Origin of the sequence: Halosimplex salinum (assembly GCF_003730195.1) — an archaeon.
In the GTDB taxonomy this organism is placed as follows: Archaea; Halobacteriota; Halobacteria; order Halobacteriales; family Haloarculaceae; genus Halosimplex; species Halosimplex salinum.
In genome coordinates this window covers 515,036-541,477 of record NZ_QWGG01000003.1, presented here as the reverse complement: position 1 = coordinate 541,477, position 26,442 = coordinate 515,036, and the positions used below count along the sequence as shown (strand labels likewise).

Here is a 26,442-nt window from a genome sequence, read left to right as displayed (position 1 = left end):
TCCTACGCAGTCACTCGTCTCACGGCGCGCCGTCGAAGTCGCTCTCCCAGTGACCCCGGTCCAGTTCGGCGATCCGGTCCAGGTCCTCGTCGTCTATGTCATCGTCGTCCAGATCCACGTCCTAGGCGGCCCAGCTGTCGGCGACGTACTCCCCGTTCGTCGCTTTCGGGATCGCGGCGACGCGAGCGAGCGGGGCCACGCCAGCGTCACCTGCGGCACGCTCGCGTCGTGTTTCTCGGCGATGTCCTGCAGGACAGGGGACGTCGGCCTCGGAGATGCCGCGGCCGGAGCGCCCGATGGATTAGCTATGTCCGTTCCATCTCGGCGCTGATCTCGCGGAGCTTCCGGATCCGCTTGTGAGTGGGGGGATGCGTCCACGGGAGGCCCACGTACGACGCACGGACGATACAGAACGCGTTGAAGCCGGCTATCGAGCGCATGTCGGCCTCGGGCGGACCGGCCTGGCCGCTCAACTCCGCGAGCGCCTCCGCCAGTGCGAGGGGGTCGCCCGTGATCGCGACGGCGCCGCGGTCGGCGGCGTACTCCCGATAGCGCGAGAGCGCCAGCGTCGCCGGGAGCGTCACGAACAGGAGAGGGAGGCTCAGGACCGCGACGAACGCCATCGCACCGAAGTAGCCCAGGACGATGGCTCTGCCGTTCATGTTCTCCAGGGCGCCCCAGAGCATCGCCAGCGCGACCGCCGCGGGGAAGCCGGCCACGGTCATCACCGTCGAGTCGCCGTTCTTCAGGTGAGCGACCTCGTGGGCCAGCACTGCGTCGAGCTGGTCGCTCTCCAGCGCCTTCAGCAGACCGAGGGTCACGCAGATCACCGTCCGGTCGCCGTGCCCGACGGACAGCGCGTTCGGTTTGTCGGTCGGGATTACCGCGATCACAGGGCGAGGCATGTCGGCCTGCGCGGCGAGTCGGTCGACGGAGTCGAACAGCGTCGGGTAGTCCGACCGTTCGATCGCGACCGCTCTCGTCGTGAAGTAGACGAGTCGGTCGGCCTCGAAGACGAGACCGCCGATCACCGCCGCCAGGGCGCCGCAGACGACGAGCGCTGCCGACCACGGGAGGAGGAGAACGAGCGGACCCAGGAGGACGGCGTATCCGCCCAGCGCGAGGCCGAAGGCGACGACCATTCGGCGGGAGAGGCGCCTGTCGAGATGCCACTCCATGCTCGAACGTCTCTTTATTTGACCAATAGGCTATCGATCGGTCGGATCGCGGAGAGCGGTGGCCGAACTCAGGCCGTCTCCTGGCGACCGGCGAGATCCTGGAGGCGCTCGACGCGGCGCTCGGTCGAGGGGTGGGTGCTGAACAGGCGCGCGATGATGCCCTTGTCGATGGGGATGATGAAGAACGCGTTCATCTCCGACTGCGAGCGCATGTCCTCTTTCGGCACCTTGTCCATGCGGTTGTCGATGGTGAGCAGGGCGGAGGCGAGCGCGGCGGGCTTGCCGGTGATCGCGGCGGCGCCGCGGTCGGCGGCGTACTCGCGGTACCGCGAGAGCGCGCGGATGAGGAAGAAGGAGATTATCCAGACGACCAGCGAGGCGACGACGGCGACGATGATGCCGCCGCCACCGCCCTGGCGGTTGCGGCCGCCGCCGCCGAAGAGGAAGCCCCAGCGGAGGATGAGCATCGCGACGGTCGACAGGAACGAGGCGATGGTCATCACCATCACGTCGCGGTTCTTGACGTGTGCGAGTTCGTGGGCCATCACGCCCTCCAGTTCCTCCTGGTCGAGCGTCTGGAGGAGCCCGGTGGTGACGGCGACGGTCGACGAGTCCTTCGACCGGCCGGTCGCGAACGCGTTGGGAGTCCGCGTGTCCGCGACGGCGACCGCGGGTTTCGGCAGGTCGGCCTGCTGGCAGAGCCGACTCACCATCGCGTGCAACTCGGGATACTCGCTCTCCGAGACCTCCTTCGCGCCCATGCTCTTGAGCGCCAGTTTGTCGCTGAAGAACAGCTGGAAGAACAGGAACACTCCGGCAAAGCCCACGACCAGCCACGCGGACGCGAGCTGCGAGAGTATCGCGATAAAGACGAGGTACACCACGACGAGGAGGAACATCGTGAAGAACATCCGGCCGCGGAGTCCCCAGTCGGTTTTCCACTCCATATCAGCGAATAGGGGCCGGGAGGCATATGAATTGCTCGCGTCACACCGCGGTGACGCGGGGCCACGGTCCCGAGTGCCCCCGCCCCCGCCTGCTCCGTCTCGCCCGAAACGTTCATCACGCCGTCACGTGTCGCTCCGCCCGATGGGGGCACGCACGGTCGCGTTCGTCGGCGGCGGCACCCTCGCCCTGTTGGTCGGCCTGTCGCTCATGGGACTGGGCCTCTACGTCTCGCTGGTGTCGACCTGCGGGACGGACTACGTGGTCTCCGTCCAGCCCGCCGACGAGGTAGCGGACCGGCCCGAACCAGCCGTGAGATACGGCAACCTCGCCGACCGCCAGCAGCGCGCCTTCGACGCCGGTCGGACCGGTTCGGACCGCTCGTTCGGCCGGAGAGAGCCGCTCGCCCGTCTCGACGGGACAGTGGTCGTCCACGAGGGCGACCGCTACGTCGCGGCGGTCCGCACCGCCGCGTGTCCGAAGCCGGAGACGTGGCTCTACTACGCCGGCGGGGTGCTTTCGGTGGTCGGCGTCTTCGCCGTCCTGTTCGGTGTCGTCCCGTACGTCTACGACTGAGCGGGTTCGCGCTTCGGGGACCTCCGTCCGGGGAACGCGGCCCTTATACTCCACAGCCCAGTAGCACGGGACAATGAGTCGCTCCGGCGAGTTCTGTCCGCGCTGTGGAGACGAGATCGAGGGGGACCTGGCGGCGCGGCCGGGCGCCGACGGGCCGCGAGACCCCGATAGCGCGCTGTGTGACGCCTGTTACTTCGAGGAGTTCGACCTGGTCGACGCGCCCGAGCGCATCGACGTGCGGGTGTGTTCGCAGTGCGGCGCGGTCCACCGGGGCAATCGCTGGGTGGACGTGGGCGCCGAGGACTACACGGACATCGCCGTCGAGGAGGTGTCGGGCGCGCTGGGCGTCCACCTCGACGCGACGGACGTGAACTGGGAGGTCGCTCCCGAACAGCTCGACGAGAACAACATCCGAATGCACTGCCAGTTCACCGGCGTCGTCCGCGGGACGCTCGTCTCCGAGGAGGTCGTCGTCCCCGTGAAGATCGCCCGCCAGACCTGCGACCGGTGTGGCCGGATCGCGGGCGGCTCCTACGCGGCGATCGTCCAGATCCGCGCCGAGGAGCGGACGCCGACGGCCGAGGAACAGGAGCGCGCACAGGAGACCGCCGAGGCGTTCGTCGCCGAACGCGAGGCGACGGGCGACCGGAACGCGTTCGTCACGGAGGTCAAAGAGGTCGACGAGGGGCTGAACATGAAGATCTCGACGAACCAGCTGGGCCAGGGGATCGCGAAGCGCATCGTCGACCAGCAGGGCGGCTCCTTCGAGGACTACGAGACGCTCGTCACCGAGGACAGCGACGGCAACGAGGTGTATCGAGTGACCTTCGCCGTCCGACTCCCGCGCTACCGGGCGGGCGAGGTGATCGACCCCGAGGACGGCGACGGACCGGTCCTCGTCAGGAGCGTCCGCGGCAACCTCAAGGGCACCCGACTGACGACCGGCGAGCAGTACGAAGCGAGCTTCGAGGAGGGCGACGCGCCCGACGCCCGGCGACTGGGGACTCGCGAGGACGCCCAGACGACGACGGTCGTCGCCGTCGAGGACGAGAACGCCGTCCAGGTGCTCGACCCGGAGACCTACGAGGCCAAGACGATCCCACGCCCCGACTACTTCGACCCCGACGCCGACGATGTTCCCGTGATCAAGAGCCGCGCAGGGTTACACATCCTCCCGGGCGGGTCGGTCGAAGCGACCGACGCGTGAGCCAACGGTAGCGGGCGCTCACCACGGCAGCTTCTGACCGCTTCCCGGCAACTTTTTTCGTGAAGCGGTCGGACAGCGGACACATGTTCGAGTCCCTCCGCTCGTTCGGTACCGTGGTCCGTCGCCTCGTCGCCCTCCTGCCGGTGCTGATCGCCGTCACGACGCTCCCCGTCGCGCTCCTCGCGCTGTTCAACGTCGGCGTCGTGAACGCGCTCGAGATCCTGGTGGTCGGGTGGCTCCTGCTGACGCCGGTAGCCGCGATCATCGCGTGGATCGTCCTCGACCTCTCGCCCGTGGCCCTCCCGTGGTCGCTCGGCGACCGCGGCATCGATCTATCGGGCGTCGCGGACCGCGACCGCTCCGGGGCGGACGCGGGCGCGGACCCGGACGACCCCGTCGACCTGCTCCGCGAGCGGTTCGCTCGCGGGGAGATCGAACAGGCGGAGTTCGAGCGCCGTCTCGATAGCCTGCTCGAGACCGAGGACGCGGACGCCGGTCGAGGGGGCGTGTCCGCTACCCGACCGGCGTCCGCGGGCGATTCGAGAGTGAACCGCCAGTCGCCCGCCCGGCGGGACCGCGAACCGGAGTCGTCCTGAGCCGTCGGGGTCCGCTCCGGCGGCGACTCGAAACCGTTTCGGCCGTCGGACGCCTCGGGGGAGACAGATGGACGAGACCGAGGAGCGACTGGCGGTCGTCGTCGACAAGCCGCGCACGGAGGCGGTCATCGACGAACTGGCGGCCGAGGGCGTCTACGACGCCGACAGGTCGGTCCGCGAGTACGACGCTGGTAGCGTCTCGGTCCCGGTGACGGCGGTCCCGGAGACCGTCGAGTACGACGAGGTGGTTCACCAGGTGGGCGAACCCCGTCTCCGGGATCTGGCCGACCACCTGCGCGAGCGGGGGTGGACCGACGAGGAGATCGACCGGGCGCCCGCCTCGTGGGCAGTGCTCGGGACGGTCGTGCTCGTCGACGCGAGCGACGCGCCCCGTCCCGAGGAGGTCGGCGAGGCGTTGCTCGCGCTCCACGGGTCGGCCGACACGGTGCTGGCGCGGGGCGGTATCTCCGGCGCGCATCGCGAACCCGACGTGCGGGTGCTGGCCGGCGAGGGCGACACGGAGACGGTCCACCGCGAGCACGGGACGGAGTACGCCATGGATCTCGCGGAGGTGATGTTCTCGCCGGGGAACAAGGCCGAGCGCGCGCGCATGGGCGAGGTCGTCTCCGAGGGCGAGCGCGTGGTCGACATGTTCGCGGGGATCGGCTACTTCACGCTCCCGATGGCCAGGGCGGGTGCCGAGGTGACGGCCGTCGAACGGAACCCCGCATCCTTCGAGTTCCTGCTGGAGAACGTCCGACGCAACGACGTGGTCGACCGCGTCCAGCCGTATCGGGCCGACTGCCGGGACGTGCTGGCCCGGGAGGACCCGGCGACGGACGTGACTGCCGACCGGATCGTGATGGGCTACTACGAGGCACACGAGTATCTCGACAGCGCGCTCGGGGCGCTGGAGCCCGGTGGCGTCGTCCACGTGCACGAAGCGACGCCGGAGTCGCTGGTGTTCGACCGCCCGGTCGACCGAGTGCGAGCGGCAGCGGACGCGCGCGGGCGGACGGTGGACGTGTTAGACAGGCGTCGCGTCAAAGGGTACAGCGAGGGGGTCGCACACGTGGTCGTCGACGTCCGGGTCGAGTGACCGGTCGGTCGCCGTGGTGTTTGGTGGTTCGCGGCCGGCGCCACCACAGTAGTTTTTATCCCATGGGGAGGAAAGGTCCGTACATGGCGCCGGGGCCGTACGAACGGGTGCTGGAGACGCTGGAAGACTTAGACGCCCGTCTCGCCGGCCTAGAGGTCGGATACAACGAAGTCAACGCCACGGCGGCCCAGGAACACGTCGACCAGCTCGGGCAGTTCTTCGAGAACGACCCGGACGACTTCGTCGCGCTCCAGGAGGCTGTCGACCGCCTCGTCGAGACGGAGGACTCCACGCACGCCGCCACGGCCAAGGAACACGCCGACGCGCTCAAAGACCGCGTCGAGGCCCACATCGAGGAGTAGCGTGGTCCGAGTAGTGAGGGGCCGGAGGCCCCTCATACCGTGCGAACGGGCGGCTTCGCCGCCCGTGAACAGACGGAGCGAGGACCACGGATACCGAGCGGGGAGCGGAGCGACCCGCGAGGACTAGCGAAGCCGCGACCAGCGGGAGCGAGCGTCTCTCCGTCCGCTTTTTGACAGTCTGCTACCTCCGGCTCGTTCGACGTGTTCGTCCTAGAGTGCGGGTACGCGCGTGCGCCCGCCGCCGAGCGCTCGGGACGGTGATCGCGGACGCGCCGTGTTATGTTTAAATAATATGACGAGACCACTAGCAGTATGCAGTCTGGGCCGTCGGTATCAGGGGGGAACAGTCGTGTTCGGCGGGGCGCGGACGCCGGTCGTCGGGGGGCGTCGCCGACGGGCCGTCGTCGGTTCCGTCCGTGGGTCGACAGCCGTCGGCCACGCGGGTGCGTCGCTGGCCGTCGCGTCCGCAAGCGGGGGCGCGGTTCGTGACCAGTCACCGATCCGCGCGCGGGATCAGTACGGTGGTCGACGTGACGTTCGCGCTGTTGCTGGTGAGCGCGTCGATCGGCGTGCTGGCCGTGTTCCTGACCGACGACGAACCGGCCCACGATCCGGTCACGGCCGACCGGACGGCGGAGACGCTGGCCGCGACGACGATGAAGATGGAGTACAGCGTGGAACCGGTCACGGACCCGATACAGGGTGACCCGGGCGGCCACGACCCGTTCGACGCGAACCCCTCGTTCGACTACGAACGGACGGCACACGGGCCGGTCCTGGCGCAGTTCGCCGACGCGGCGGTGACCGAGGCGCGCTTCCCCGACGGTGACGACAGCACGCTCCTCGGCGACTCGGACGAACGGCTGACGCGGGCGGGGATCGAGTACAGGAACGCGCTGGAGGGCGGCATCCGGGACCGGCTGACCGGTGCGGGGGAGACCGCGCACGTCGTCGCGCTCTGGCGGCCGTACGAGTCCGCGGCGATCGAGGGGCGCGTCGAAGCAGGGCCGTCGCCGCCGCCGGGCGTCGACTACAGCACCGCGACGATGACCCTCCCCAGCAGTATGCCGTCACTCGACGAGAGCGAGATCAAGCGGGCCTATCGCGGCGGAGACCTCGGAGACGTCGCGGATCTCGTCGCTCGGTCCGTCGTTCGGGGCTACTTCCCCCCGAGCGAGACGCAACTGAGCTTGGAGCGAAACGGGCTGGAACGACAGCTAGTGGTCTATCGGTACCAGCGCATGGCGGAACTCCTCGACCTGGCGGAGTTCGAGACCGACCCGGCCTGGCGAGTGGGCCCCGTGTCCGGGACGAACCCGGTCAGTCAGGCGCAAGCGGACGCGAGGATGGCGAACGACCAACTGCGAGGCCCGCTCTCGGACATGATCCGCGAGGACCTCGAGGACGTCCGAGACGAGCAGTACGGGGGGAGTTTCGACGCCGAGACCGTCGCGGAACTCGTCTCGCCCGGCGACGTGAAGATCACGATATACACCTGGAACAAATGACACGAGAGCGACCGAACACGATCTCGATAGCGTCGAGCGACCGAGCGCGGATCCCGTTTTCGATCGTCGGGGTCCTGCTGTTACTCACGAGCGTCACGATCGTCGTCACGCTGGACAGCAGAGCGGACCCGTCGACGGACGTGGCCCCCGCGAAGGCGATGGACCAGGCGTCGGCGACGACCCAGTCGCTCCTGCGCGAGGCCGCTTCGGACGCGATGAAATCGGCCGCCGAGGAACCGGTGACCGTCCCGGCCGAGACGCCGGCGGGACGGGCGATCGAGTCGTCCGGCGGCGAGTCCGTGTTCAGGCGATACGCGAAGTTACGGGTGTATCTCGAACTGCAGGACCGCCTCCGGACTTCGTCGTTCGAATCGAACGGGGCGCGGACGCAGATGTCGCTCCCGGCGATCGACTACTCCGAGAGTTCGATCGAGGACGCGATCGACCGGGTGTCGCTGACGGCCGGGAGCGACCCCGGGGCGCCGTCGGGCCTCGAACCGGGGACGGTCGAGGCGACGGTCGAAGACGTCCGGTACGAGGTCGCTGTCGACGGTGACACGGTCGGTTCGCGCACGAGCGACGTGACCGTCTCCGTGGGGTCGACGACGTTCCTCCTCCACGAGAAGGTCGGGTCCTACCAGGACAAGCTCCAGACGAGTTTCTTCGACGGCGACGGGTTCGGTCGCCAGTTCGCGGCGCGCCTCTACCCCGTGATGTACGGGAAGGCCTACTACGAGCGGATGTCGCCGGTCAGTCGGACGGGCGCGTTCAAGAAACTGGCGCCGAAGAAAGACACCGTTGTCCTGGCGAACTCCGCCATCTACGCGCTCCAGCGCCAGACGTTCGGGACCGAGGACCCCGCGGCGGACAATCTGAAGTTCGCGTCGTACTCCTGTTTCGGCGCGCGCAACCTGCAGAAGATCCTCAAGGCGACGGGCAAGTCCGGCAGTCGGAGCAAGGCGTTCAGCAGGTACGGCGTCGCCCAGAAGATCTGCGCGGTCGGCGGGATCCTGACTGGCGGCGCGTCCGGGAGCCCGCCGAGTTCGATCCAGGAAGTCGTCAACGGGATGCTGGGGAAGCCGGGCGGGTTCGGCGGTGGGGGAGGAGCAGGGGGAAGCGGCGCCCTCACGTCCCGGGAGGCGAACGCGGAACTCACCGACGGCCGCGAAGTGAAGATCGACAAGTTCGCCGACCCGGCCTTCGACGAGGTCCGGGGCAACGAGATCGACCTCTCCGACTACCGGCCGTCCGGTGCGCCCGAAGAGGCCGATAGCAGCGACGAGGTCGACAGCGACACCGAGGCCGATCTCCCCGACGGCGACATCTCGAACGACGCGGTCCCGCGGGTCGTCGACCAGATCTACTCGGTCGGGGTCGACGTGTCGACGGGGAGCGCCTCGAAGGTCTCGGGGTCGTACCCCGACGCGGACTCGCCCTCGGGAAGCGACTGGACCGCCTTCGGCGGGTCCACCACGAGCGTCGTCGGCAGCGACGTGGACGTCGACCACACGGAGACCTGGCGCTCCGAGTCGGGTCGAACCCGGACGTTCCACGAGTTCACCGTCACGGTCACCAACGACATCGAGGAGACGCAGGACTGGCGACGGGAGACCACGTGCGCTACCGGTGTAACACCGCCCTGCTACGAGTACGACGAGACGGACGACACCTCGACGGTGACCTTCGAGGTCGACGTCACGGTCACCGCGACACACAGCGACAGCAGCCAGCTAGACGTCTCCCACGACGGGCTGGAACACGCCTACGAGAGCGGGGGCGAGCCGTCGTCGCTGAGCCCCGGCAACTTCGAGGAGACGGCCACGGAGGCCATCGAAGAGGGGATCAACGTCGGCTCCGGGGACCCCGAGGGGAACCTGGAGAGCGCCATCGACGCCGACGGGATCGAGCGTCCGAGCGGACTCCAGTCGGAGATCGACGGACAGGTGTCGGACGGCGTCACGCTGGACGCGTCGGACTTCCTGACGCCCAGCGAGCGGAGTTCGCTCGAATCGTGGCTCCGGGACGAACTCGAAGCGACGCACGAACGCCTGAAGGCGAGTCCGCCGACGGGGGTCGACTCGATCGAAGTGTCGGTGGCCGAAATGGCCACGGGGTCCGACGTCTTCGAGGGCCTCCGAACGCAGATCGTAGACCGCCACGGCAATTTCGAACCCGACAGGTACAGGTACGACGTCTCCGGCCGATACAGCAGCGCGCCGCGGAAGGCGCTCGTCGAACTCCGTCTTGAGTATCTCGAGGACGTTCGAGAGTGGATGGAGCGCGTCGAGAGTGCCCGACAGGACTCGACCGACGACGCGAACTCACAGATGGAGGACGCGACGGACGGGGCGACCGACGTGCTGAACCGGGGGATGGACTTCGCGAGCGAGGCGCTCGAAAGCCCGCCGTCCACGTCGACCGCGACGGTGGAAGACACGCCGCTGCTCGGCGACGTCTCGTACTCCGTCGACGGTTCGCCGTCGTATCTCACGCTGAACCCGGTCACTCGACAGACCTCGCCGGCCGTCCGCCCGGAACACCGGTCGGTCGACGACGTCGCCGACTCGGACCACGCGCCGATGTCGGTGCGCAAGCACAACCTGTTCGGCCATCCGGGGATGCCGCTGATCCCGTGGCCGACCTACTGGTATCTCTCCGTTGACTACTGGGACGTCGAGGTCAACGGCGAGTACGCCCGCTTCGAGGTCTCCGCCAGCCACGACGACCCGTCGGGGACGAAGACGACGACGTACGTCCGCCAGGCGATGCCCGTCGACCTCGAGATCGCCGGCCAGCAACGGAGAGTCGGCGAGGTCGACCCGATCGACTTCACGAGTTCGACCGGCGTCGTCGTCGCGGTGCCGGGCGCGACGGTCCAGCCCAAGCCCAAGTACGGCGTCGGCGACGAGTGGCACTACAGTTCGAGTTCGAGCATCTTCCAGAACTCCTGTTCGAGCACGTGGCCCCACGCCGGGCCCGACTTCAGTCCGGGCGACGTGAACTACGAGGACTGCGACAACCTGCAAGAGGAAGGGGAGTCGACGCTCCAGCAGTATCTCCCCGGGTCTGACACGGTCGAGGAGATTCCGCTAGAGGTAGAGGACGACGGCGACGTCGAACTCGAAGACGATAACGAGGGCGAGTTCAACGACGAGTGCGACGAGCCCGAGGACCTGAAAGAGGAACTGGAGGACGACGCCCAGGACTGGTTCGAGGACTACTCCGACGACGCGAAGGAGGCGCTCACCGACGCCTACTGCTCGTTCGACGAACACGAGCGATACGACGGGACGCGATACAGGGCGCACTTCGAGTACCTGCTGGAGACCGACGAGGACGTGGCCGAAGACTGGAAAGACGTCGTGAAACTGGAGAAGATCGACTCGAACGAGGTCCGGCGCACGATGCAGTACCTGCTGTACGACGCCGACGACGACGGCGACCCGCTCGGAGAGCAACACACTATCGACTGGTTCGACACGGCCCACGAGGTGAACGAACCCGAACGCAACGACGACAACACGATCCCGCCGCACAGCCAACCGGGGATCGTCACCCACATCGAGACGAACGACGACGTGGAACTGGCTCGAGTGTACGGCAGTCGAAGCGGCGACAGCATCGACGGGAGCTTCCTCGCTCGGCCGGAAGACGTGCGGTATCTCGACCGGTGGATGATCGTTCAGGACCTGGCGCTGCTGGACGTCGCGAACGTCAACTCGAACGGCGCGAAGTACTATCCGTGGGGCGACTACCAGTGTCTCGGGAAAGCCGTCGTGCCGTCGAACAGGGGGATGTCGATCAGTTACACCGGGTCCATCTCGGCCGAACAGATAAACGGCCTCACGAGCCCCGCGACGGCGGATACGTCGTGGGAGTACTGGGGTCCCGACGACTCGCTTTCGGGCGGCCAGATCCAGTTCGAACTGGACGATAGCGACAGGGTTCCGGGCGACAACTGGATCCCTCTCGGGACTATCGAGGCCCTCAACGAGGATATGAGCGGCGACACGTTCGACGACCTGTGGGACACCGCTGCCACGGGCGAGAATCACGCTACCGGAACGGAATGTGCGTGACACGACCCGGGACCGATCGAGTCGGTCCCTGCCCGCGAACCCGTAAGCCGTTTGCCATCCCCTCGCGAAGTCGAGTACAGATGGGACGTTCGAGTTCGAGGAAGTCACGATGAGAATATCGATGTCCGACAACGTCGTCACGTGCGACGGAGAGACCCTTCGTCTGCCGAACGTCGATTACTACCTCTCCGTCGATAGCTCGCTCGTCCTCGAACTGACCGACGACGCCGTCGACGCGGAACCGGACGTTCCCCTCCCGTCTGCGTCGAGAAACGTCGCGAAGGTCGACCCCCACTGCCGGGTCGACTGGTTCGTTCAGGAACCCGACGAACGCGATAGACGGGGTGTCGACGAGTTCGCTCACACCGACGTACGGGCACTGGGCGACCGTGTCATCACCCGTGGGACGAACGACCGATACTTCGAGATCGACCTGGAGACAGGCGCGATCGCCGACTCGTGGCCGAACGACGCGTTCGTCGTCGGTGGAACGCGGGTCGAGTTCGAACACGCGGTCGAGCGGTTCGAACTGGTCGACGGGGTCCGGGTCGTCGTCACCGGGTCCGACGACGAGGGCGCCGACGTGTACGGATTCGACGGATCGGGGACCGAACTCTGGCGTCGCTCGGACCCGTACGAGTGGCACGTCAGAGAACTCGACGGCGACGTGCAACTGTACGACGAGGTTTCGATGGGCATGCGCCCGTCGATACGAGTGGATCCACGGACCGGCGCGGAGGCGGCCGACGACCGGGACTGAGCTCGAAACCGGCCCCTCACCAGGGGCGTCTCAGCCAGTCGACGAACGACCCGCTCACAGCCAGTCGACGAACGAGCCCTCGAGCAGCGTCTCCGACTGGCGGTCGACGTAGGCGGACTGCATACCCCAGATGGCCTCGGCGAGGGGGACGTTCTCGTCGACGGCGGCCGCGACGTGGTCGTGTTTCCAGCGCGCGGGCGTCAGCCGTCGGTCGACCCGTTCGCGGAGCGGGTAGATGTAGCGGCGGGCGGCCTCCGTCGAGAGCCCCTTCCCTTCGAGCCCCTCGCGGGCGGCCTCGAACAGTTCGCCGTAGATGCGGTCGGCGTTGGTCGTCTCCGCGCCGTCGGTGGTGATCCACGTCAGTTCGGCGTCGAGCCCGTCGCGGCTGGCGGCGTAGAAGTTCTCCCGGGCGGTCTCCCAGGACATCGCGCGGACCGGATGCTCGACGCTGGGGAGCGCGGCCATGAGGCCGGCGAACACCGCTTCGAAGCTGACGGCGTCTCTGACGGTCGGCTGGGCGGGGAGCGGTCGGAACTCGATGCGGGCGTTGGCGGACGAGCGGTTCGCGCCGTCGAACACCGGCCTGACCCACCGCCAGTAGCTGCCGTGTTTGTGTCGCAGGTGGGCGAACGCGTCGTCGAAGCGATGACCGACGTCGACCTCGGACGGGACGATTATCTCGTCGTCGACGATGTCGTCGATGGCGTCCTCGACGGTCTCGAAGTCCGGTGGGAACCGCACTTTGTCGGGGGCGTCGTCGCCGACGGGGTTGAGCACGTCCTCGAAGACGCCGATGCGGTGTTCCATCCAGGCGTCGTCGACGATGTCGGCGTCGGCGGCGTCGTCGTAGAGGTCGGGCGGGAAGAACGGGGAGTTGACGCCGAGCGCGAGGAGCGGGCCGGCGACGCGGAGGGCGTAGCGGAAGTACTCGGGCAGGTCGGGGGCGTGGGGGATCTGGTAGTGAGGCTGGATAGAGGTGATGAGGCTCTCGGGCATGACCGTGTCGGCCCGCAGGGAGACGTGCGGAGCCTCGATGCGCATGCCCGTCGGGTACGCCGTGTTGGCCATCGTGTGGTAGCGGGCGGCGTCGGACATGTTGGTCGCGATGCGGACGCCGTGCTGTTCGACCGAGTCACAGAGGTAGTCGGTGGCCGTCTCCCCCGTCGGTGGCACCGTCCAGAGGCCGTCGCTGACGAGTCGGATGTCGTCCCGGCCCGTCCGGTCCAGCGCGGGCGCGAGGTTGGCCTCGAGCTCCCGTTCCTGCGCGGCGAGGCCGTGTTCGTTCAGCGGCTGGGGGCTGGTCTGCATCTCGGCGTTGTGCAGGCCCAGCTCCTTCTCGAAGCCGATGAGTTCGAGGAGGCCGCGGGGCATCCGCCGGAGCGACCCCGAACGGGCGTCGACGGCGTACAGTTCGAGTTCGAGGCCGACGATGGCCTCGGTGTTGTCGAAGGTGCCGTCGCGCACCTCCGCTTTGAGCCGGTCGGCCTCCTCGGCGACCCGCCGGTGGAACTCCTCGGCGTCGACGTCGAGGGCCGCCCGGACGCGAGCCGCGAGTTCGGAGCCGGACATACCTCCCCGTTCGCCTCCCACGATACTTGAACGTGGTCCTCGTGCGGACGGCCGCGCCGAGCCACGAGATATTTACCGCCGACGCGCCCAGAATGCGTCGATGCCCCGACTCACGCGCCGCCGTGCCCTCCAGGGAGCCGTCGGTCTGGTCGCCGGACTGGCTGGCTGTCCCGACGCCGACACCGACGCCGGTCGCGAGTCCGCCGGGACGCCCGTCGGCTCGTCGACGCCGCCGGTCCCCACCGCCGGCGACGACCGCGTCGTCGACCCCGAGTACGTCACCCTCCGCGCGGACGAAGCCGACTACAGCGACCCGCTCGCGTGGTTCGTCCCCGACCCCGCCGACAGGCCGACCGCCGGCGGGACCGTCCGGTCCACGGACCGCGAGGCCGAGGGCCTGATCGCCGACGAGGCGACCGCCGAGACGCTCACTGTCTCCGACCGCGCGACCGAGACCGAGGTCTCCGCCAGCGCCGAGACCGCCCGGTCGTTCGTCGCCGAGACGGACTTCGACAGCGAGACGCTGCTGCTCGAGAACCGCTCGGTCGAGGAGTGCTACCGGCAAGTGCTCTGTTACGTCACCTGGGACGACGGCGAGGTCGAGACCCGATACGGCCGATTTCTCCGCGACGCCGACGTGGCTTGTGAGAGTGGCGAGCGGGATGCCCGCACCATTATCGCTCGCCTCCCGGTCGCGATCGACCCCGCGGAGTTCGAGATGGGCGCCACTGGCGTCGCCAGCGGCGAGTGTTTCCGAATGGAACGTGAGCGCGAACGCGAGCGCACTCGAACCACCTCCCGACCTCGCTCGGCGACCGCGATTCCGTCGGAAACCGACGCCCCCGCCGGGACCGCCGCGAACGCTACGACCGACACCGACGGAGGGAGCCGATGACGGACGAGGGGTCGCCCTCCGGCGGCGGGCGCCTCACTCGCCGCGGCGTCCTCGCACTCGGCGGCGCGACGCTGCTGGCGGGCTGTGGTGCTCTGAACAACCCGCTGAAGCCGGATCCGGTGGAACTCGACGGGGAATCGATCGCACGGATCGCCGACAGGGAGGGACCGACGGTCGCCCGACCGCTGCCCGTCGAGGTAGCCGATACCCACGTCTCGGGCTCCCGGGAGCGCGCCCACGCGATGCTCGCCGCGGCGCCGCTCCCCCTGACGGCCGACGACCTCCCCAACGGCGCGATGCGCGAGGAGATCGCCGACCGCGCCGAGCACGCCCGCGAACACCTCGCTGAGGCGGTCCGAGCCACGGGTACCCGGGAGCGCCTCGAACTGCTCGCACACGCTCGCGGTCCCGCCCGCGCGGTGGAGGCCGCCTGGGCGACCGTCGAGGGCGAGCTGACCGCCGCCGACGTGCGCTCGGCGCGGCGGTCGGTCCGCGACGACCTCGCCCGGTTCCGCGAGGAGCGGGCGTTCGTCGGCGAGGACCCGGTCCGCGCCGCGGTCGTCCACGCGCTGGTCGGCGACTGGCTCCGCGACGCCGACAACGACCTGGACCGGGACCGCCACGGCGGTGGGTCCGAACCGATCACCCCACTCACCGTCGGCGAGCGCGCGAGCGAAGTCGAACAGGCCCGCGCTACGCTCGCCGACGCCCGACACGTCGACGAGCAGTTCGCCGCGTCGCTGTCCGAGGCCCGGTCGCTGGAGGCGACCTTTGCCGACGCCCGCGACTCGCTGGCGTCGACGATCGACTCGCGGATGGCCGACAAACCGGCCGAAGAGGCCGACCTCTCGGACCTCGTCGACGACGGCGGCGACCTCGAGGGGACGGTCGCCGGCGCGGCGCTCCGCGAGTTACACGGCGAACTCCCCTACGAGGGCGAGTTCGTCCCCGAGACAGAACTCCCCGGGCGGATCCTGTGGCAGGTCGAGACGCTCGCGCAGATCGGCGGCTTCGAGACGCTGCGCGAGCGAGTCGCCGCCGGCGATCACCGGACCGTCGAGAGCGCCGAAGACGTCGCTGCACTGCGGCGGGCGGCCGTCACCGCCGTCGAGGACGCGCTGGCCGAAAGCGCGGACGAACGGCTGGCGCGGACGGAACTGGCCGACCTCGCCGGCTGGCTCGACTACGCGGCCCGGGACCTCCGTCGCTACGGCGACGGCCCCGTCGAACTCGACCGTCTCGCCGACGAGGTCGGTCTCTTCCTCCAGATAGAAGTGGTCGCCGACGCCGTCCCCGACGCCGTCGACGAGGCGCTCGCGGCGCTCGGCGCGGAGTGATCCGACGACCGCCGACAGTAGCGGCCACCGGCCCGCCCCGTGACCACGAGACATTTACCGCGCCGCCTCGCCAGTCGTGTCAATGGACGGACTGACGCGGCGACGGCTGCTGGCGGTCGGGGCGACGGCGGCGCTCGGGGGCTGTCCCGCCCTCGGCAGCGGCGGGGAGGCGGAGACGACGCCGCTGGACGCGACGGCGGTCACGACGGCCGTCTCGGGGCCGCTCCCGGCGGTGACCGAGCCGTTTCCCGTCCTCGTCGCCGCGTCGCACTTCGACCGTGCCCGGCGGACGGTCCGGTCGACGCTCGCCGACCTCCCCGACCCGCTCCCGACCGACGGGGGGCCCGACGAGGCGACGCGTACGCTGGTCGAGCGCAGCGTCGAGCGGGCCCGCGAGAGCCTGGCCGAAACCGAAAACGCCGAGACGGCCCGGGAGCGACTCGGCGACCTCCGCGACGCGCGCTACTCGGCCGAGCGCGCCGCGAGCACGTGGGCGTTCGCGACCGACGAACTCTCCCGCGAGGCGGTGCGCTCGCGCGGGATAACGCTCGAACGCAACGTGGACTCGTTCCGCGAGGGTTCGACCATCGTCGGCGACCCCGGGGACCCGGTTCGGGCGCTGCTCGTCTACGGAATCGTCGAATCGCTGGCAGCGGGGGCGGCCGACGCGGCCACGCCAGAGTGGGACGACTACGAGCGGGCGCCGTCCGACGCACCGACGGCGGCCGACGCCGGGGCGACGCGGTTGCCGGACGCGCGGGCGGTCGGGAAGCGGGCCGGGACGATCGCGGAGGGACGGGCGCGACTGGACGACGCCCGTCACGTCGGCGAGCGGTACAGGGGGCCGCTGACCGACTCCCGGTCGCTGGAGGCGACCGTCGTCGACGCCCGCGGGTCGCTGACGGCGACGCTGGAATCGCGCATCGCGGTCCTCCCGGGCCCGGACGCGAGCGACGCGAGCGAACTGGTCGGGACCGACGCGAGCGACATCGGTCGGGCGGTCGAATCCGCCCTCCGACAGCTCCACGCCGACGCCCGCTACCTCGCCGACCGCGACGCGACGGCGGACCCGGCCTCGGACGCGCTCGCACGCTACGAGGGGATCGCGACGGCCGACGCGTTCCTATCGCTCCGCGGACGGGTCGCTGACGGCGAGTCGTTCGCGGTCGACAGCGCCGCGGACCTGCGCGAGCGCCGCGACGAGGCGGTCACCGCCGTCGAGGACGCCCTGGCCGCCAGCGCCGACCGTCGGCTGGCGCGGAAACTGCTGGCCTATCCCGTCGCGCGGATGGCGAGCAGCGACGCGTCGCTTCGAGAGCGGGACGAGCCGACTCTCCAGCGGGCCGCCGTGAGCGACCAGGCCAGATACTACGTCGAGTTTGCGGCCCTCGCCCGCGCGACGCCCGACGCCGTCGACGAGGCGCTCGCCGCGCTCGACGCCTGATCGACCGGAGCCGTCGACCCCGCCACGCGCCGTTCTCACGCGCTCACGCGCGCCGCTCGACCGATTCGACCGCCGCCTCGGCCGTCTCGACGTGTTCGATGCCGGCGATACCGTCGATCCGGTGCGTCTCCAGTCCCGCGACCGGCTTCCCGAAGTCGAGCGCGTGACCCAGTTCCGAGAGCGTGCCCGTTCCGCCGTCGACGGCGATCACCGCGTCGCCGTTCATGGCGACGAGCACGTTCCGCGCGTTGCCCATCCCAGTCGCGATCGCCGTGTCGACGTACTCGTTCGCGTCGGCGCGGCGCTCGGTCGGGAGGATCCCGATGGTGTGGCCGCCGGCCGCGCTCGCGCCGCGACAGACCGCTTCCATCACACCCCCCAGCCCGCCACAGACCACCTCGTGACCGCGCCCGGCGAGTTCCCGGCCGAGCCGCTCCGCGGTCGCCGCCTGTTCGTCCGTGACTCGCCCGCCGCCGATGACCGAGACTCGCATAGCCGTCACTGGCGCGCGGCGCGACCTAAACCGTCACGACTCACACAAAGCTTATTTACTCAAAATCTGAGTAACTAGCCGATGCTTCGCACTGGTGACGCGGCCGCCCTCCTCGACCGGCGAACGCGCGACGGACTGGTGGTCCCCGACTACGAGCGGTACTGCTTCGCGAACGTTCCGGGAACTGCCGCGGACGCGTTCGGTGTGGACGTCGGTCGGTCGCTTCCCGCCGACGTGCTGGCGGGCGTGGAGTCGGACGTCTCGAACGTTGTCGTCGTTCTCCTCGACGGACTGGGGTGGCGTCGGTGGCGTCGCGACGCCGAAGAGCACCGTCTGCTCGCCCGTCTCTCGGAGCGCGGGTCGGTGAGGCCCCTGACTTCGGTAGCGCCCTCTTCGACCGCGTCCGCGATCACGACGATGCACACCGCGGCCCCTCCCGCCGAACACGGGGTCTTCGGCTGGGACGTCCGCCTGTCGGAACACGAGACGGTCGTCGAGGCCTTCCCGCACGAGGTCCGCGACCCCGGCGAGGGGAGCGCGACGCCGCCCGTGGCGCCCGACGAGGTCGTCCGCGCCGATCCGATCTATCCCGCCCTCGAATCGGCCGGCGTAGAAACGGCCGTCGTCCAGCCCACGGAAACGCTCGGATCTGAGTACGCCAGCGCGACGTTTCGCGGCGCGACACAGATCCCGTACGACGACGTGACGAGCGGAGCGACGGCGCTTCGCGAGCGACTGGAGTCCGTCGATGGCCCCTCGTACACGTACTGCTACGTCTCCGAGCTTGACACCACGAGCCACGATTTCGGGACCGACTCCGGCGCCTATCACGACGCGCTCGCGACCGTCACGACCGCCCTCTCGCGGGCGCTCTACGACGCGGTCGACCCCGAGACCGCCGCCGAGACCCTCGTGTGTCTCACGGCTGACCACGGGCTAGTCGACTTCGACTCCGGCCCCGAGGGGTGTCTCGATCTGCTCTCGGTCGACGGCCTCGCCGACGCCCTCGCACGAGATCAGTCCGGGGACCCGTTCCTCCCGTGGGGCGACTACCGATTTCTCCACCTCGCGATACGCGAGGGTGAAGAGAGCCGTGCACGCCGGGCGCTCGAAGCCCGCGGCGCGACCGTGCTCACGCGCGACGAGGTCCGCGACCGCGGCTTCTTCGGCCCGGTCGGAGAGCCGACGCTCGACGGGCGTTGTGGCGACCTCGTCTGTACACATCCGGACCTGAAACTCGTCTACCCCGGGGCCGAGAAAATCGTCCCGAAGATCGGGATGCACGGAGGTCCGACGCCCCGCGAGATGCTCGTTCCGTTCGCGGCGGCGCGGCTGTCGGACCTGCAGTAGCGGTCGCGAAAAACGAACGGCGGAACCGAGAGTGACTCTGCTTACTCGACCTGCTCGAACCAGTCTTCGACGCGGGAGACGGGGGCGCCCGTGATCTCCGCGACGTCGGCGGGTTCGCTGACCGCGAGGTCGGCGACGGTGGCGATGCCGGCCTCGTGGAGGCGGTCGGCGTAGGTCGGGCCGATGCCGTCGACGGTGTCCACGTCGGCGCTTTCGGGCTCGTCCTCCGCGGTCGTCTCGGCGACAGCCTCCTCCTCGGCGGCGGGGCCGGCTTCGGCGGCCGCCTCTTCGACAGCCTCCTCCGCGGCGGTCACGTCGTCGGGTTGGGCCGCGTCGACGGCGGCCTCGCTCGTCTCCTCGTCGGCCTCTGCGGGCGCGCGGTCGGCGTACCATTCGCACACCTCCGGCCAGACCTCGTCGTGGGACGACGAGGAGACCGAGAGGCCGATGTGGCCGGTCGAGTACTCGATGGTGGTCACGTCGTCCGAGCCGACGACCTCGTTGAACGGCTTCGAGGCGTCGGCGGGGATGAGGTGGTCGTACTCGCCCATGATCTGGAGGACGGGCATGTCGATGTTCTCGACGTTCACGTGTTTCCCGTCGAGGTACATCTCGTTGTGGTAGAACTTGTTCTCCTGGTAGAGGTCGGTGAGGAACTGGTCGTAGGCCTCACCGGCGACGTCGATGCCCTCGGAGAGCCACCGCTCCATGCGACCGAAGTTCTCGACGAAGCCCTCGTTCTCGAGGTTCTCGTAGAACCGGATGTACTTCGAGACGTAGTTGTCGACCGGGTCCATCAGCGCGAACCCGACGTCGAGGAACTCCGCGGGGACGTTCCCGAACGTGTCGGTGATCTCCTCGGGGTCGTAGTACTCGTCGGAGCCCCACTCCTCGAGGATGCCGCCGGTCCCCTGGAAACAGAGGCCCGCGGCCATCAGGCCGAGCGCGTTGACCTTCTCGGGGTGGAGCGCGGCGTACATGGCCGACATGGTGCCGCCCATGCAGTAGCCGAGGATGTTTATCTTGTCCTGGCCGGAGCGCTCGCGCACCTCGTCGACGCAGTTCTCGATGTAGCGGTTGACGTAGTCGTCGAGCGTGAGGTGCTGGTCCATCCGCGAGGGCTCGTTCCAGTCGATGAGGTACACGTCGTGGCCCGCTTCGAGCAGGCGCCGCACGACGGAGCGCTCGGGCTGGAGGTCGAGGATGTACGGCTTGTTGATCAGCGCGTACACGATGAGGATCGGCACGTCGTGGGTCTCTTCGGGCTCGATGCCCGCCTCCTCGGGTTTGTAGTGGAGCAGTTCCAGCTTGTTCTCGGTGTAGACGACCTCGCTGGGCGTCTGGCCGACCTCGACGGTCTCGAGCGTCGTGAGCGCGTCGGGGAGTTCGGCGTTGCTCTCGGTCGCGTCGGTCATCGTCTCCAACGCCGTTCGCTGTGCGTCCAGTGCGAGCGAGATGGGGTTGAACGGGTTGGCGCGTTCGCTGGCCATCTTACTCCTCCAGGTGGTCGATGATCCGGTCGAGCTTCTGTTCGACGTCCTGCTGACGGCGCTCCAGTTCGACGAGTCGTTCCCCGACCTCGTCCATGTCGTCGCGGGTGGGGAAGCCGAGCTGGGAGATGGTCTCCTGGCTCACGTCGTCGGCCTCGCGGCGCATCTCCATCATGCGCTCGACGAGCTGGCCGTTCGCGGCGGCGAAGGCGCTGGTCGACATGACCTCCTTGAACGCCTCGTTGGCCGACTGGAGCCAGATGTCGCGGAACTCGCCCGGCGCGACGTCCTCGCCCTGGGCGGCGTCGGTCGACCGCTCGAACATCTGTTCGGCGGCGTCCATCCACACCTCGTAGGCGCGGTTGTAGCCCTGGAAGCCCTCGGCCATCGCGTCCTCCTCGGGGACGGAGTCCTCGACGGCCTCGGCCCAGGACTCGACGAACGCGGCCTGCGCCTTCATGTTCTGTTCGAGGGAGTCGGCGACCGCGTCGTTCATCTCCTCGACCATCTCTGTCCACTGCTCCTGCATCTCGTTGGTGTTACTCATTGGTATGTCTCCGGGGTCCTGAAAGAAAAAACCGTGTTCTACGCCTCGACGGCCTGCGCGGCGCGCTCCTGCACGTCGGTGACCTGGTCCTGCAGGTCCTCGACCTGATCCTGGAGCGTCTCGAGCTGGTCGCCCCACTCCTCGGCCACGTCGACCGACTGGGCTTCCAGTTCCTCGTGGGCCTCGGTGAGCATCTCCACCTGCTCGTCGACCGCTTCGACGTAGTCGGCGGTCAGCTCGTCGTAGGCGTCGACGCCCTGCTCGTACTCGCTCGCGACGGTCTCGAAGACCTCCGCGTGGTTCTCGAGCAGGAAGTCGTACTGCTCGTCGAGGGCCGCGCGGAGCTCGTCGACGCTGCCGGCCGCGCCGGGCATCGTGGACTCGACGAGGTCGAGGTAGCTGTGGAACATCGTCTGGGACAGCTCGACGCCGCGGCGCTGGGCCGACTCCTGGCTGTCGAAGCTGTCGACGACGGCCTCGTTGACCGTCTGCTGGAAGTCCAGCGTCTGCTCGAAGGCCTTCTGGCTCTGCTCGATCGTCGCGCGCTGCATCTCGAACGCCGTGGTGATGGGGGTCGTGTATGCCATGTGTATCACTCTCTGTTCCGCTTGACCGGGATGACGACGGTCTGGACGATGTCCCCTTCTTCGATGTCGAGCGCTTCGCGCTCGGCGTCGGGGATGGAGATTCGGCCGCCGGACTGCACGCGGGTCTTGAACGTCGCCGTCTGACTCATCGCGCCGAGCTGGTTCATGTCCAGCCCGCCGGCACCGGCCTGCATCATCTGGCTCAGGAACTCCTGTTGAGTCTCCATCGCCTGCTCACTCATCTCCTGCATCCCGCTGAACATCGTCGGCGGCCACGCCGGCCCGTCGTTCTCCTCGGTCATCGGTCAACAGTACATACCCCCCTCAAATACATAAGGGTTGCGCTGAATACCATCTGATACCATTCTCTACCATAGCGTGGATCGGCACTGTGCGGTAACTGCTACCAAGGAACAATATCGGCGTGGTAAGGGCGGTGGGTGGTATCGACGCAGTCGGCGCGGCCGCAGTGGCCGTCGACCCCGGACGACGGCGACGGTAACTGCGAATTACTCGTCCGGCACCGACGGGCCGTCAGAACGGCCAGAACCGGCTTTCTGTTACTGCGAAAATCGCCGGAAGTAGGGCGCGCGTATCCCGCGTTGCGGCCTGAGAGGCGCTCTCTCTGCAGATCCTGTGTTATTACGTACCACTATGTTTTAATAGTCCCAAACCCAAACGGCGGTATCGATGAGTTCTGAACCGCACCGAAACGCGCTGCTGGACACGTGGACGGAGACGTCCTCACACATGTTCAACAGCGTAGTCGCGGCCAACCGGGCGGCCTTCGCCGCGTTCGGCGTCGCGCCGTCGGGCGATGACGACGGGCTGGACACCGTAGACCGCATCGAGGCCGACGAGGACCTGCCGGAGTGGCACGTCGAACTGACGGAGACCGACCGCGGGCGCCTCGGCGTCGGCGACCGGGTCGAGTTCACGAAGACGCTCTCGGACCAGGACATCAAGGCCTTCGCGGCCGCGAGCGGTGACACGAACCCGCTCCACCTCGACGACGAGTTCGCGGGCAAGACCCGCTTCAAGGGCCGGATCGCCCACGGTACGCTCGTCGGCGGCCTGATCAGCGCGGGCCTCGCCCGCCTGCCGGGCCTGACCATCTACCTCTCCCAGGACCTGGAGTTCCACAACCCCGTCCGCCTGGGCGACCGGGTCACCGCCGTCTGCGAGATCGTCGAAGACCTGGGCGACGACCAGTACCGCCTCACGACCCGCGTCGTCGACGACGGCACCACGATCATCGACGGCGAGGCCGTCGTCCTCGTCGACGAACTCCCCGACGACGACTGAGCGGCTTCTGACCGCGTTCGATCTGTTCTCGCCCGACCCCGAGAGCCATCCCCGGCCGCCGCTTCACTCCCCGTCGGAGCCCTCGCGTTCGTAGACCCCCTCCGTTTCGAGTCGAGCGCGTTCCCGGACGACGGCCGGCGTCCGACACCGCCCCGGAGCGCCGGTCACCTGCGGGACGGTGCAGTTGTTGCAACTGGCACAGAGCGCCCCCGGATCGCCGCTCTCTCCCCGTTCACCGAGCAGTCGCGCCCCCAGTCGCGGTTCGGCGTAGAACGGGCGCCCCATCCCCACGAGGTCACAGGCCGGTTCGCCGCCGGACGCGCCGAGCAACTCGTCACACGTCTCGCGCTCCCGGACGCCGCCCTCACACAGCACGGGCACGTCGACTCGCCGACGAACGCGCCAGCAGAGGTCGGCGTTCCAGCCGGGCTCTCGCGGGAAGCGGCGGCTCTGCAACCGATTCAGCGCTGCGACGGCCTTCGCGCGGAGCGGACCGCCGAAGGCCTCGGCGTAGCCCCCCTGCATGTCCTCGGCGGCCCACGCCCGGTCCGGGTAGGCGCCGCGGACGACGCTCATGTCCCAGAACGTCGAGACCTCGACCGGGACGACGGCGTCGTAGCCGATATCGGCGACCCGTTCGCAGATCCGCACGGCGTCGTCGCGGGAGAGCCGTCGGCGGACGAACCGCGGTGCGGCCGTCTCGGCGGGCACCTTCGTCGCCAGCGGCACGTCTCCGGCGTGCTCGCGGACGGCGTCGTGGACGGCTTCCAGGAACCGCACGCCGCCGCTCCCCGGTGGTTCGCCGGGACCGTCGCCGAACTCGTCGTCGCGGCGATTGTAGAACGGCGAGAGGAACTGCTGGACGATGCCCATGTTCGCGCCGGAGAGGTGGATCCCGTCGTAGCCGGCGTCGGCGGCGTAGCCCGCCGCGCGACCGAACTGCTCGGCGAGGCCGTACACGTCAGCCGTGGACATGACGGCAGGCTCGAAGTCCACCAGCCCTAGACGGTCGAGTGCTCGCAACTGCGGGGGCGGGCGGGAGACGGCCAGTTCCTCGTGGTCGGGGTTCCGTGCGCGGTGGCCGGCGTGCCAGACGGCCATGCTCCGGAGGCCGCCGTGGGCGAGCTGGACGAAGATCCGGCCGCCGCGGTCGTGGACGGCGTCGGTCAGCCGGGAACACCGCGCGACGAACTCGGGGTCGTGGAACCGGGTCATGTTCGGCGCGGCACAGCCGCTCTCGGCGGTGACGATGCTGGCGCCCTGGAAGATCAGCCCGACGCCCGACGCCGCGGTCGGCGCCAGTTCCGCGAGGAAGGTGTCGACGGCGTCGGGGCCGTTGCCGGCGCACTCGAGCAACGGCGCCCGGTAGAGGCGGTTCGGGAGGTCGACCCCGCCGATCGAGACGGGGTCGTCGAGCGTCGCCATACTCCGCCTACCCGAGTCGTCGTGTTAATTGTTTGCAGGCCCCTGCACCGCGACCGGCCGTCGCCGTCCGCCGCGAACACGACCGTTCCGACCGTTACACGGCGCTTACTCCCCGGGTAATACAGTGACTACTCTCGGAGCGAGCGCGCGAACCGTCTCGCACCTATTTGCCCGCCGATCGGTTCGGTTCGAACGAGACCAATGACAGAGACGATCCTGCTCTCGCTCGGCGGAAGCGATCCGTCCGGCGAGGCTATCGACCACGCGCTGGCCATGGCGGAGCGACACGGGGGGACCGTCCACGCGCTGTACGTCGTCGACACCGGGCGGTACGGGGAACCGGCGCTCAGCAGCGCGGAGATACTCGTGGACGACGTCGAGGACCAGGGCCACGACCTGTTGCGGTCCATCGCCGACCGCGGCCGCGAGCGCGGCGTCGCGGTGACCACGCGATGCTGTCACGGCCGGCCGAACGAGGAGCTCCCGGCCTACGCCGCCCGGATAGGCGCCGACACCGTCGTCCTCGGCGGCCGTCGACTGCCCGGTCGCGTCCGGCGCGAACTCGACCGAACCGCCGACATCGTCGTGCCCGGCGCGGCGACGGTCGGCCGGTGAGCGCGACGGCGGCCCGGCGGAACGCGACCGGAGACCCACCGCTCTCTCCCTCGGCCGTGACTCATTTCTCTCGCCGGGGAGAGTGGTGAGTATGCGCGTCGCAGTCGCCGGCACGTTCGGCCCGATACACGACGGTCATCGCGCGCTGTTCAGGAAAGCGCTCGAACGCGGCGACGAGGGGGTCCTCGTCGCGCTCACGAGCGACGAGTTCGCCTGCGGCAAGCGCGAGCGGGCGGTCCCCGACTTCGCGGACCGCCGCGAACGGGTCCGCACGGAGATCGACCGACTCGACGAGTGGGGGCGCGACGTGGAGATCCGGGAACTGCACGACGAGCACGGCATCGCGTCGAGCGACCCGTCGCTGGACGCGCTGGTCGTCTCGCCCGAGACCGCACACGAACTCGCGGACATCAACGACGAGCGGGCGGACCGTGGGCTCGACGCGATCGAGGGGTTCGTCGTCCCGTTCGTCCGCGCGGCCGACGGCGAGCGGATCTCCTCGACCCGACTCGTTCGCGGCGAGGTCGACGAACACGGGGCGCTCGTGGACGACGCCGACGACGCCTGACCCCGGAGCGGACGCCGTCAGCGGACGCCGTCAGCGGACGACGGTCACCGGGACCGACGACCGTTCGACGACGCCTTTGGCGACGCTCCCGAGCACGCGTTCGTGCTCCTCGGAGAGCCCGCGGTGGCCGACGAAGACGCCGTCGTACCCCTCTCGCGTCGCGAAGTCGGGGATCGTCTCGACCGGGTCGCCGTACAGCAGTTCGGCGTCGGCGTCGAGTCCCGCTTCGGCCGCCCGGTCGACGGCGTCACCGAGCAGTCGCTCGCCGCGGGTCTCGGCGTCGCTGACGCTCTCGACGACGAGTCGCTCCTCGAACTCCGAACTGTTCGCGGGCGGCTCGCTCCCGCCCAGGTCGTACACGTCGGGGTCGACCGAATGGACGGCTGTCAGCGTCGACCCGGCCGCCGTCGCCATCTCGACGGCGTGGTCGAGCGCGCGGTCGCTCTCGGCGGACCCGTCGACTGCTACGACGAATCGCATGTGTGAACGTATGGCACGCGCACACCT

The 26,442-nt window shown here is 69.1% G+C and carries 25 protein-coding genes; 15 read left to right on the top strand and 10 right to left on the bottom strand.

Annotated elements, in window-relative coordinates; all coding sequences use genetic code 11:
• Positions 1-305: 305 nt before the first annotated feature.
• Together D1409_RS10970 and htpX are read right to left on the bottom strand one after the other, a co-directional pair.
• Positions 306-1,178, bottom strand: a complete 873-nt coding sequence (locus D1409_RS10970; protein ID WP_123536979.1) for a M48 family metalloprotease — start codon at positions 1,176-1,178, stop codon at positions 306-308.
• A 68-nt stretch (positions 1,179-1,246) separates the two neighbouring features.
• Positions 1,247-2,125: a zinc metalloprotease HtpX gene (htpX, locus tag D1409_RS10965; protein ID WP_123536977.1), complete on the bottom strand. Its 879-nt coding sequence runs from the start codon at positions 2,123-2,125 to the stop codon at positions 1,247-1,249.
• Positions 2,126-2,267: 142 nt separating this feature from the next.
• Here htpX and D1409_RS10960 point away from each other — a divergent pair, with 142 nt between their 5' ends.
• The 8 genes from D1409_RS10960 (at position 2,268) to D1409_RS10925 (ending at position 12,310) form a co-directional block, all read left to right on the top strand.
• Positions 2,268-2,699: a hypothetical protein gene (locus D1409_RS10960; protein ID WP_123536975.1), complete on the top strand. Its 432-nt coding sequence runs from the start codon at positions 2,268-2,270 to the stop codon at positions 2,697-2,699.
• A gap of 73 nt (positions 2,700-2,772) precedes the next feature.
• The gene (locus D1409_RS10955; protein WP_123536973.1) at positions 2,773-3,906 is read left to right on the top strand and encodes a 60S ribosomal export protein NMD3; all 1,134 of its coding nucleotides are present in this window, start codon (positions 2,773-2,775) and stop codon (positions 3,904-3,906) included.
• Positions 3,907-3,989: 83 nt separating this feature from the next.
• Positions 3,990-4,502 carry an SHOCT domain-containing protein gene (locus D1409_RS10950; RefSeq protein ID WP_206425028.1) on the top strand — a complete coding sequence of 171 codons (513 nt, stop codon included), beginning with the start codon at positions 3,990-3,992 and terminating at the stop codon, positions 4,500-4,502.
• Positions 4,503-4,569: 67 nt separating this feature from the next.
• Complete coding sequence (locus D1409_RS10945; RefSeq protein ID WP_123536971.1) at positions 4,570-5,601, top strand: class I SAM-dependent methyltransferase; 1,032 nt, start codon at positions 4,570-4,572, stop codon at positions 5,599-5,601.
• A gap of 83 nt (positions 5,602-5,684) precedes the next feature.
• On the top strand, positions 5,685-5,963 hold the full coding sequence (locus D1409_RS10940) for a hypothetical protein (protein WP_123536969.1): 279 nt from the start codon (positions 5,685-5,687) through the stop codon (positions 5,961-5,963).
• A gap of 485 nt (positions 5,964-6,448) precedes the next feature.
• A complete protein-coding gene (locus D1409_RS10935; protein WP_164471642.1) occupies positions 6,449-7,471 on the top strand; it encodes a DUF7284 family protein in 1,023 nt (340 codons plus the stop codon).
• On the top strand, positions 7,468-11,550 hold the full coding sequence (locus D1409_RS10930; protein ID WP_123536965.1) for a DUF7286 family protein: 4,083 nt from the start codon (positions 7,468-7,470) through the stop codon (positions 11,548-11,550). The genes D1409_RS10935 and D1409_RS10930 overlap by 4 nt, the downstream gene beginning before the upstream one ends.
• A gap of 121 nt (positions 11,551-11,671) precedes the next feature.
• Positions 11,672-12,310, top strand: coding sequence for a hypothetical protein (locus D1409_RS10925; protein ID WP_164471641.1), 639 nt, complete (start codon positions 11,672-11,674; stop codon positions 12,308-12,310).
• 54 nt (positions 12,311-12,364) lie between these two features.
• On the opposite strand, the gene D1409_RS10920 is transcribed toward D1409_RS10925, so the two are convergent.
• Positions 12,365-13,879, bottom strand: a complete 1,515-nt coding sequence (locus D1409_RS10920) for a hypothetical protein (RefSeq protein WP_123536961.1) — start codon at positions 13,877-13,879, stop codon at positions 12,365-12,367.
• Between the two features lie 100 nt (positions 13,880-13,979).
• Between D1409_RS10920 and D1409_RS10915 the strand changes: the two genes are divergently transcribed.
• From D1409_RS10915 to D1409_RS10905, 3 genes are all read left to right on the top strand, one after another.
• Positions 13,980-14,774: a hypothetical protein gene (locus D1409_RS10915; RefSeq protein WP_123536959.1), complete on the top strand. Its 795-nt coding sequence runs from the start codon at positions 13,980-13,982 to the stop codon at positions 14,772-14,774.
• Complete coding sequence (locus tag D1409_RS10910; RefSeq protein WP_123536957.1) at positions 14,771-16,111, top strand: hypothetical protein; 1,341 nt, start codon at positions 14,771-14,773, stop codon at positions 16,109-16,111. The genes D1409_RS10915 and D1409_RS10910 overlap by 4 nt, the downstream gene beginning before the upstream one ends.
• Positions 16,112-16,193: 82 nt before the next feature.
• Positions 16,194-17,555 (top strand): hypothetical protein, encoded by a 1,362-nt coding sequence (locus D1409_RS10905; protein ID WP_123536955.1) that lies wholly within the window; start codon positions 16,194-16,196, stop codon positions 17,553-17,555.
• Between the two features lie 43 nt (positions 17,556-17,598).
• On the opposite strand, the gene D1409_RS10900 is transcribed toward D1409_RS10905, so the two are convergent.
• A complete protein-coding gene (locus D1409_RS10900; protein ID WP_123536953.1) occupies positions 17,599-18,048 on the bottom strand; it encodes a TIGR00725 family protein in 450 nt (149 codons plus the stop codon).
• Positions 18,049-18,129: 81 nt separating this feature from the next.
• Between D1409_RS10900 and D1409_RS10895 the strand changes: the two genes are divergently transcribed.
• Positions 18,130-19,398 carry an alkaline phosphatase family protein gene (locus D1409_RS10895; protein WP_123536951.1) on the top strand — a complete coding sequence of 423 codons (1,269 nt, stop codon included), beginning with the start codon at positions 18,130-18,132 and terminating at the stop codon, positions 19,396-19,398.
• 41 nt (positions 19,399-19,439) lie between these two features.
• Here D1409_RS10895 and phaC read toward each other — a convergent pair whose 3' ends face one another.
• The 4 genes from phaC to D1409_RS10875 are packed head-to-tail and all read right to left on the bottom strand — an operon-like array spanning position 19,440 to position 22,324.
• Positions 19,440-20,888 carry a class III poly(R)-hydroxyalkanoic acid synthase subunit PhaC gene (phaC, locus tag D1409_RS10890; RefSeq protein ID WP_123536949.1) on the bottom strand — a complete coding sequence of 483 codons (1,449 nt, stop codon included), beginning with the start codon at positions 20,886-20,888 and terminating at the stop codon, positions 19,440-19,442.
• 1 nt (position 20,889) lies between these two features.
• On the bottom strand, positions 20,890-21,435 hold the full coding sequence (locus D1409_RS10885) for a poly(R)-hydroxyalkanoic acid synthase subunit PhaE (protein ID WP_123536947.1): 546 nt from the start codon (positions 21,433-21,435) through the stop codon (positions 20,890-20,892).
• Between the two features lie 38 nt (positions 21,436-21,473).
• A complete protein-coding gene (locus D1409_RS10880; RefSeq protein ID WP_123536945.1) occupies positions 21,474-22,022 on the bottom strand; it encodes a hypothetical protein in 549 nt (182 codons plus the stop codon).
• A 5-nt stretch (positions 22,023-22,027) separates the two neighbouring features.
• The gene (locus tag D1409_RS10875) at positions 22,028-22,324 is read right to left on the bottom strand and encodes an AbrB/MazE/SpoVT family DNA-binding domain-containing protein (RefSeq protein WP_123536943.1); all 297 of its coding nucleotides are present in this window, start codon (positions 22,322-22,324) and stop codon (positions 22,028-22,030) included.
• A gap of 448 nt (positions 22,325-22,772) precedes the next feature.
• On the opposite strand from D1409_RS10875, the gene D1409_RS10870 reads away from it, so the two are divergent.
• On the top strand, positions 22,773-23,327 hold the full coding sequence (locus D1409_RS10870) for a MaoC family dehydratase (RefSeq protein ID WP_206425037.1): 555 nt from the start codon (positions 22,773-22,775) through the stop codon (positions 23,325-23,327).
• Positions 23,328-23,390: 63 nt separating this feature from the next.
• Here the strand turns inward: D1409_RS10870 and D1409_RS10865 are convergent, their stop codons facing one another.
• The gene (locus tag D1409_RS10865; protein ID WP_123536939.1) at positions 23,391-24,752 is read right to left on the bottom strand and encodes an oxidoreductase; all 1,362 of its coding nucleotides are present in this window, start codon (positions 24,750-24,752) and stop codon (positions 23,391-23,393) included.
• 201 nt (positions 24,753-24,953) lie between these two features.
• Between D1409_RS10865 and D1409_RS10860 the strand changes: the two genes are divergently transcribed.
• Both D1409_RS10860 and D1409_RS10855 read left to right on the top strand, forming a co-directional pair.
• Positions 24,954-25,367, top strand: a complete 414-nt coding sequence (locus D1409_RS10860) for a universal stress protein (protein WP_123536937.1) — start codon at positions 24,954-24,956, stop codon at positions 25,365-25,367.
• Between the two features lie 91 nt (positions 25,368-25,458).
• Entirely contained in the window at positions 25,459-25,935 is a 477-nt protein-coding gene (locus tag D1409_RS10855) for a phosphopantetheine adenylyltransferase (RefSeq protein WP_123536935.1), read from the top strand.
• A gap of 30 nt (positions 25,936-25,965) precedes the next feature.
• Here D1409_RS10855 and D1409_RS10850 read toward each other — a convergent pair whose 3' ends face one another.
• Complete coding sequence (locus D1409_RS10850; RefSeq protein ID WP_123536932.1) at positions 25,966-26,415, bottom strand: universal stress protein; 450 nt, start codon at positions 26,413-26,415, stop codon at positions 25,966-25,968.
• Between the last annotated feature and the right edge of the window lie 27 nt (positions 26,416-26,442).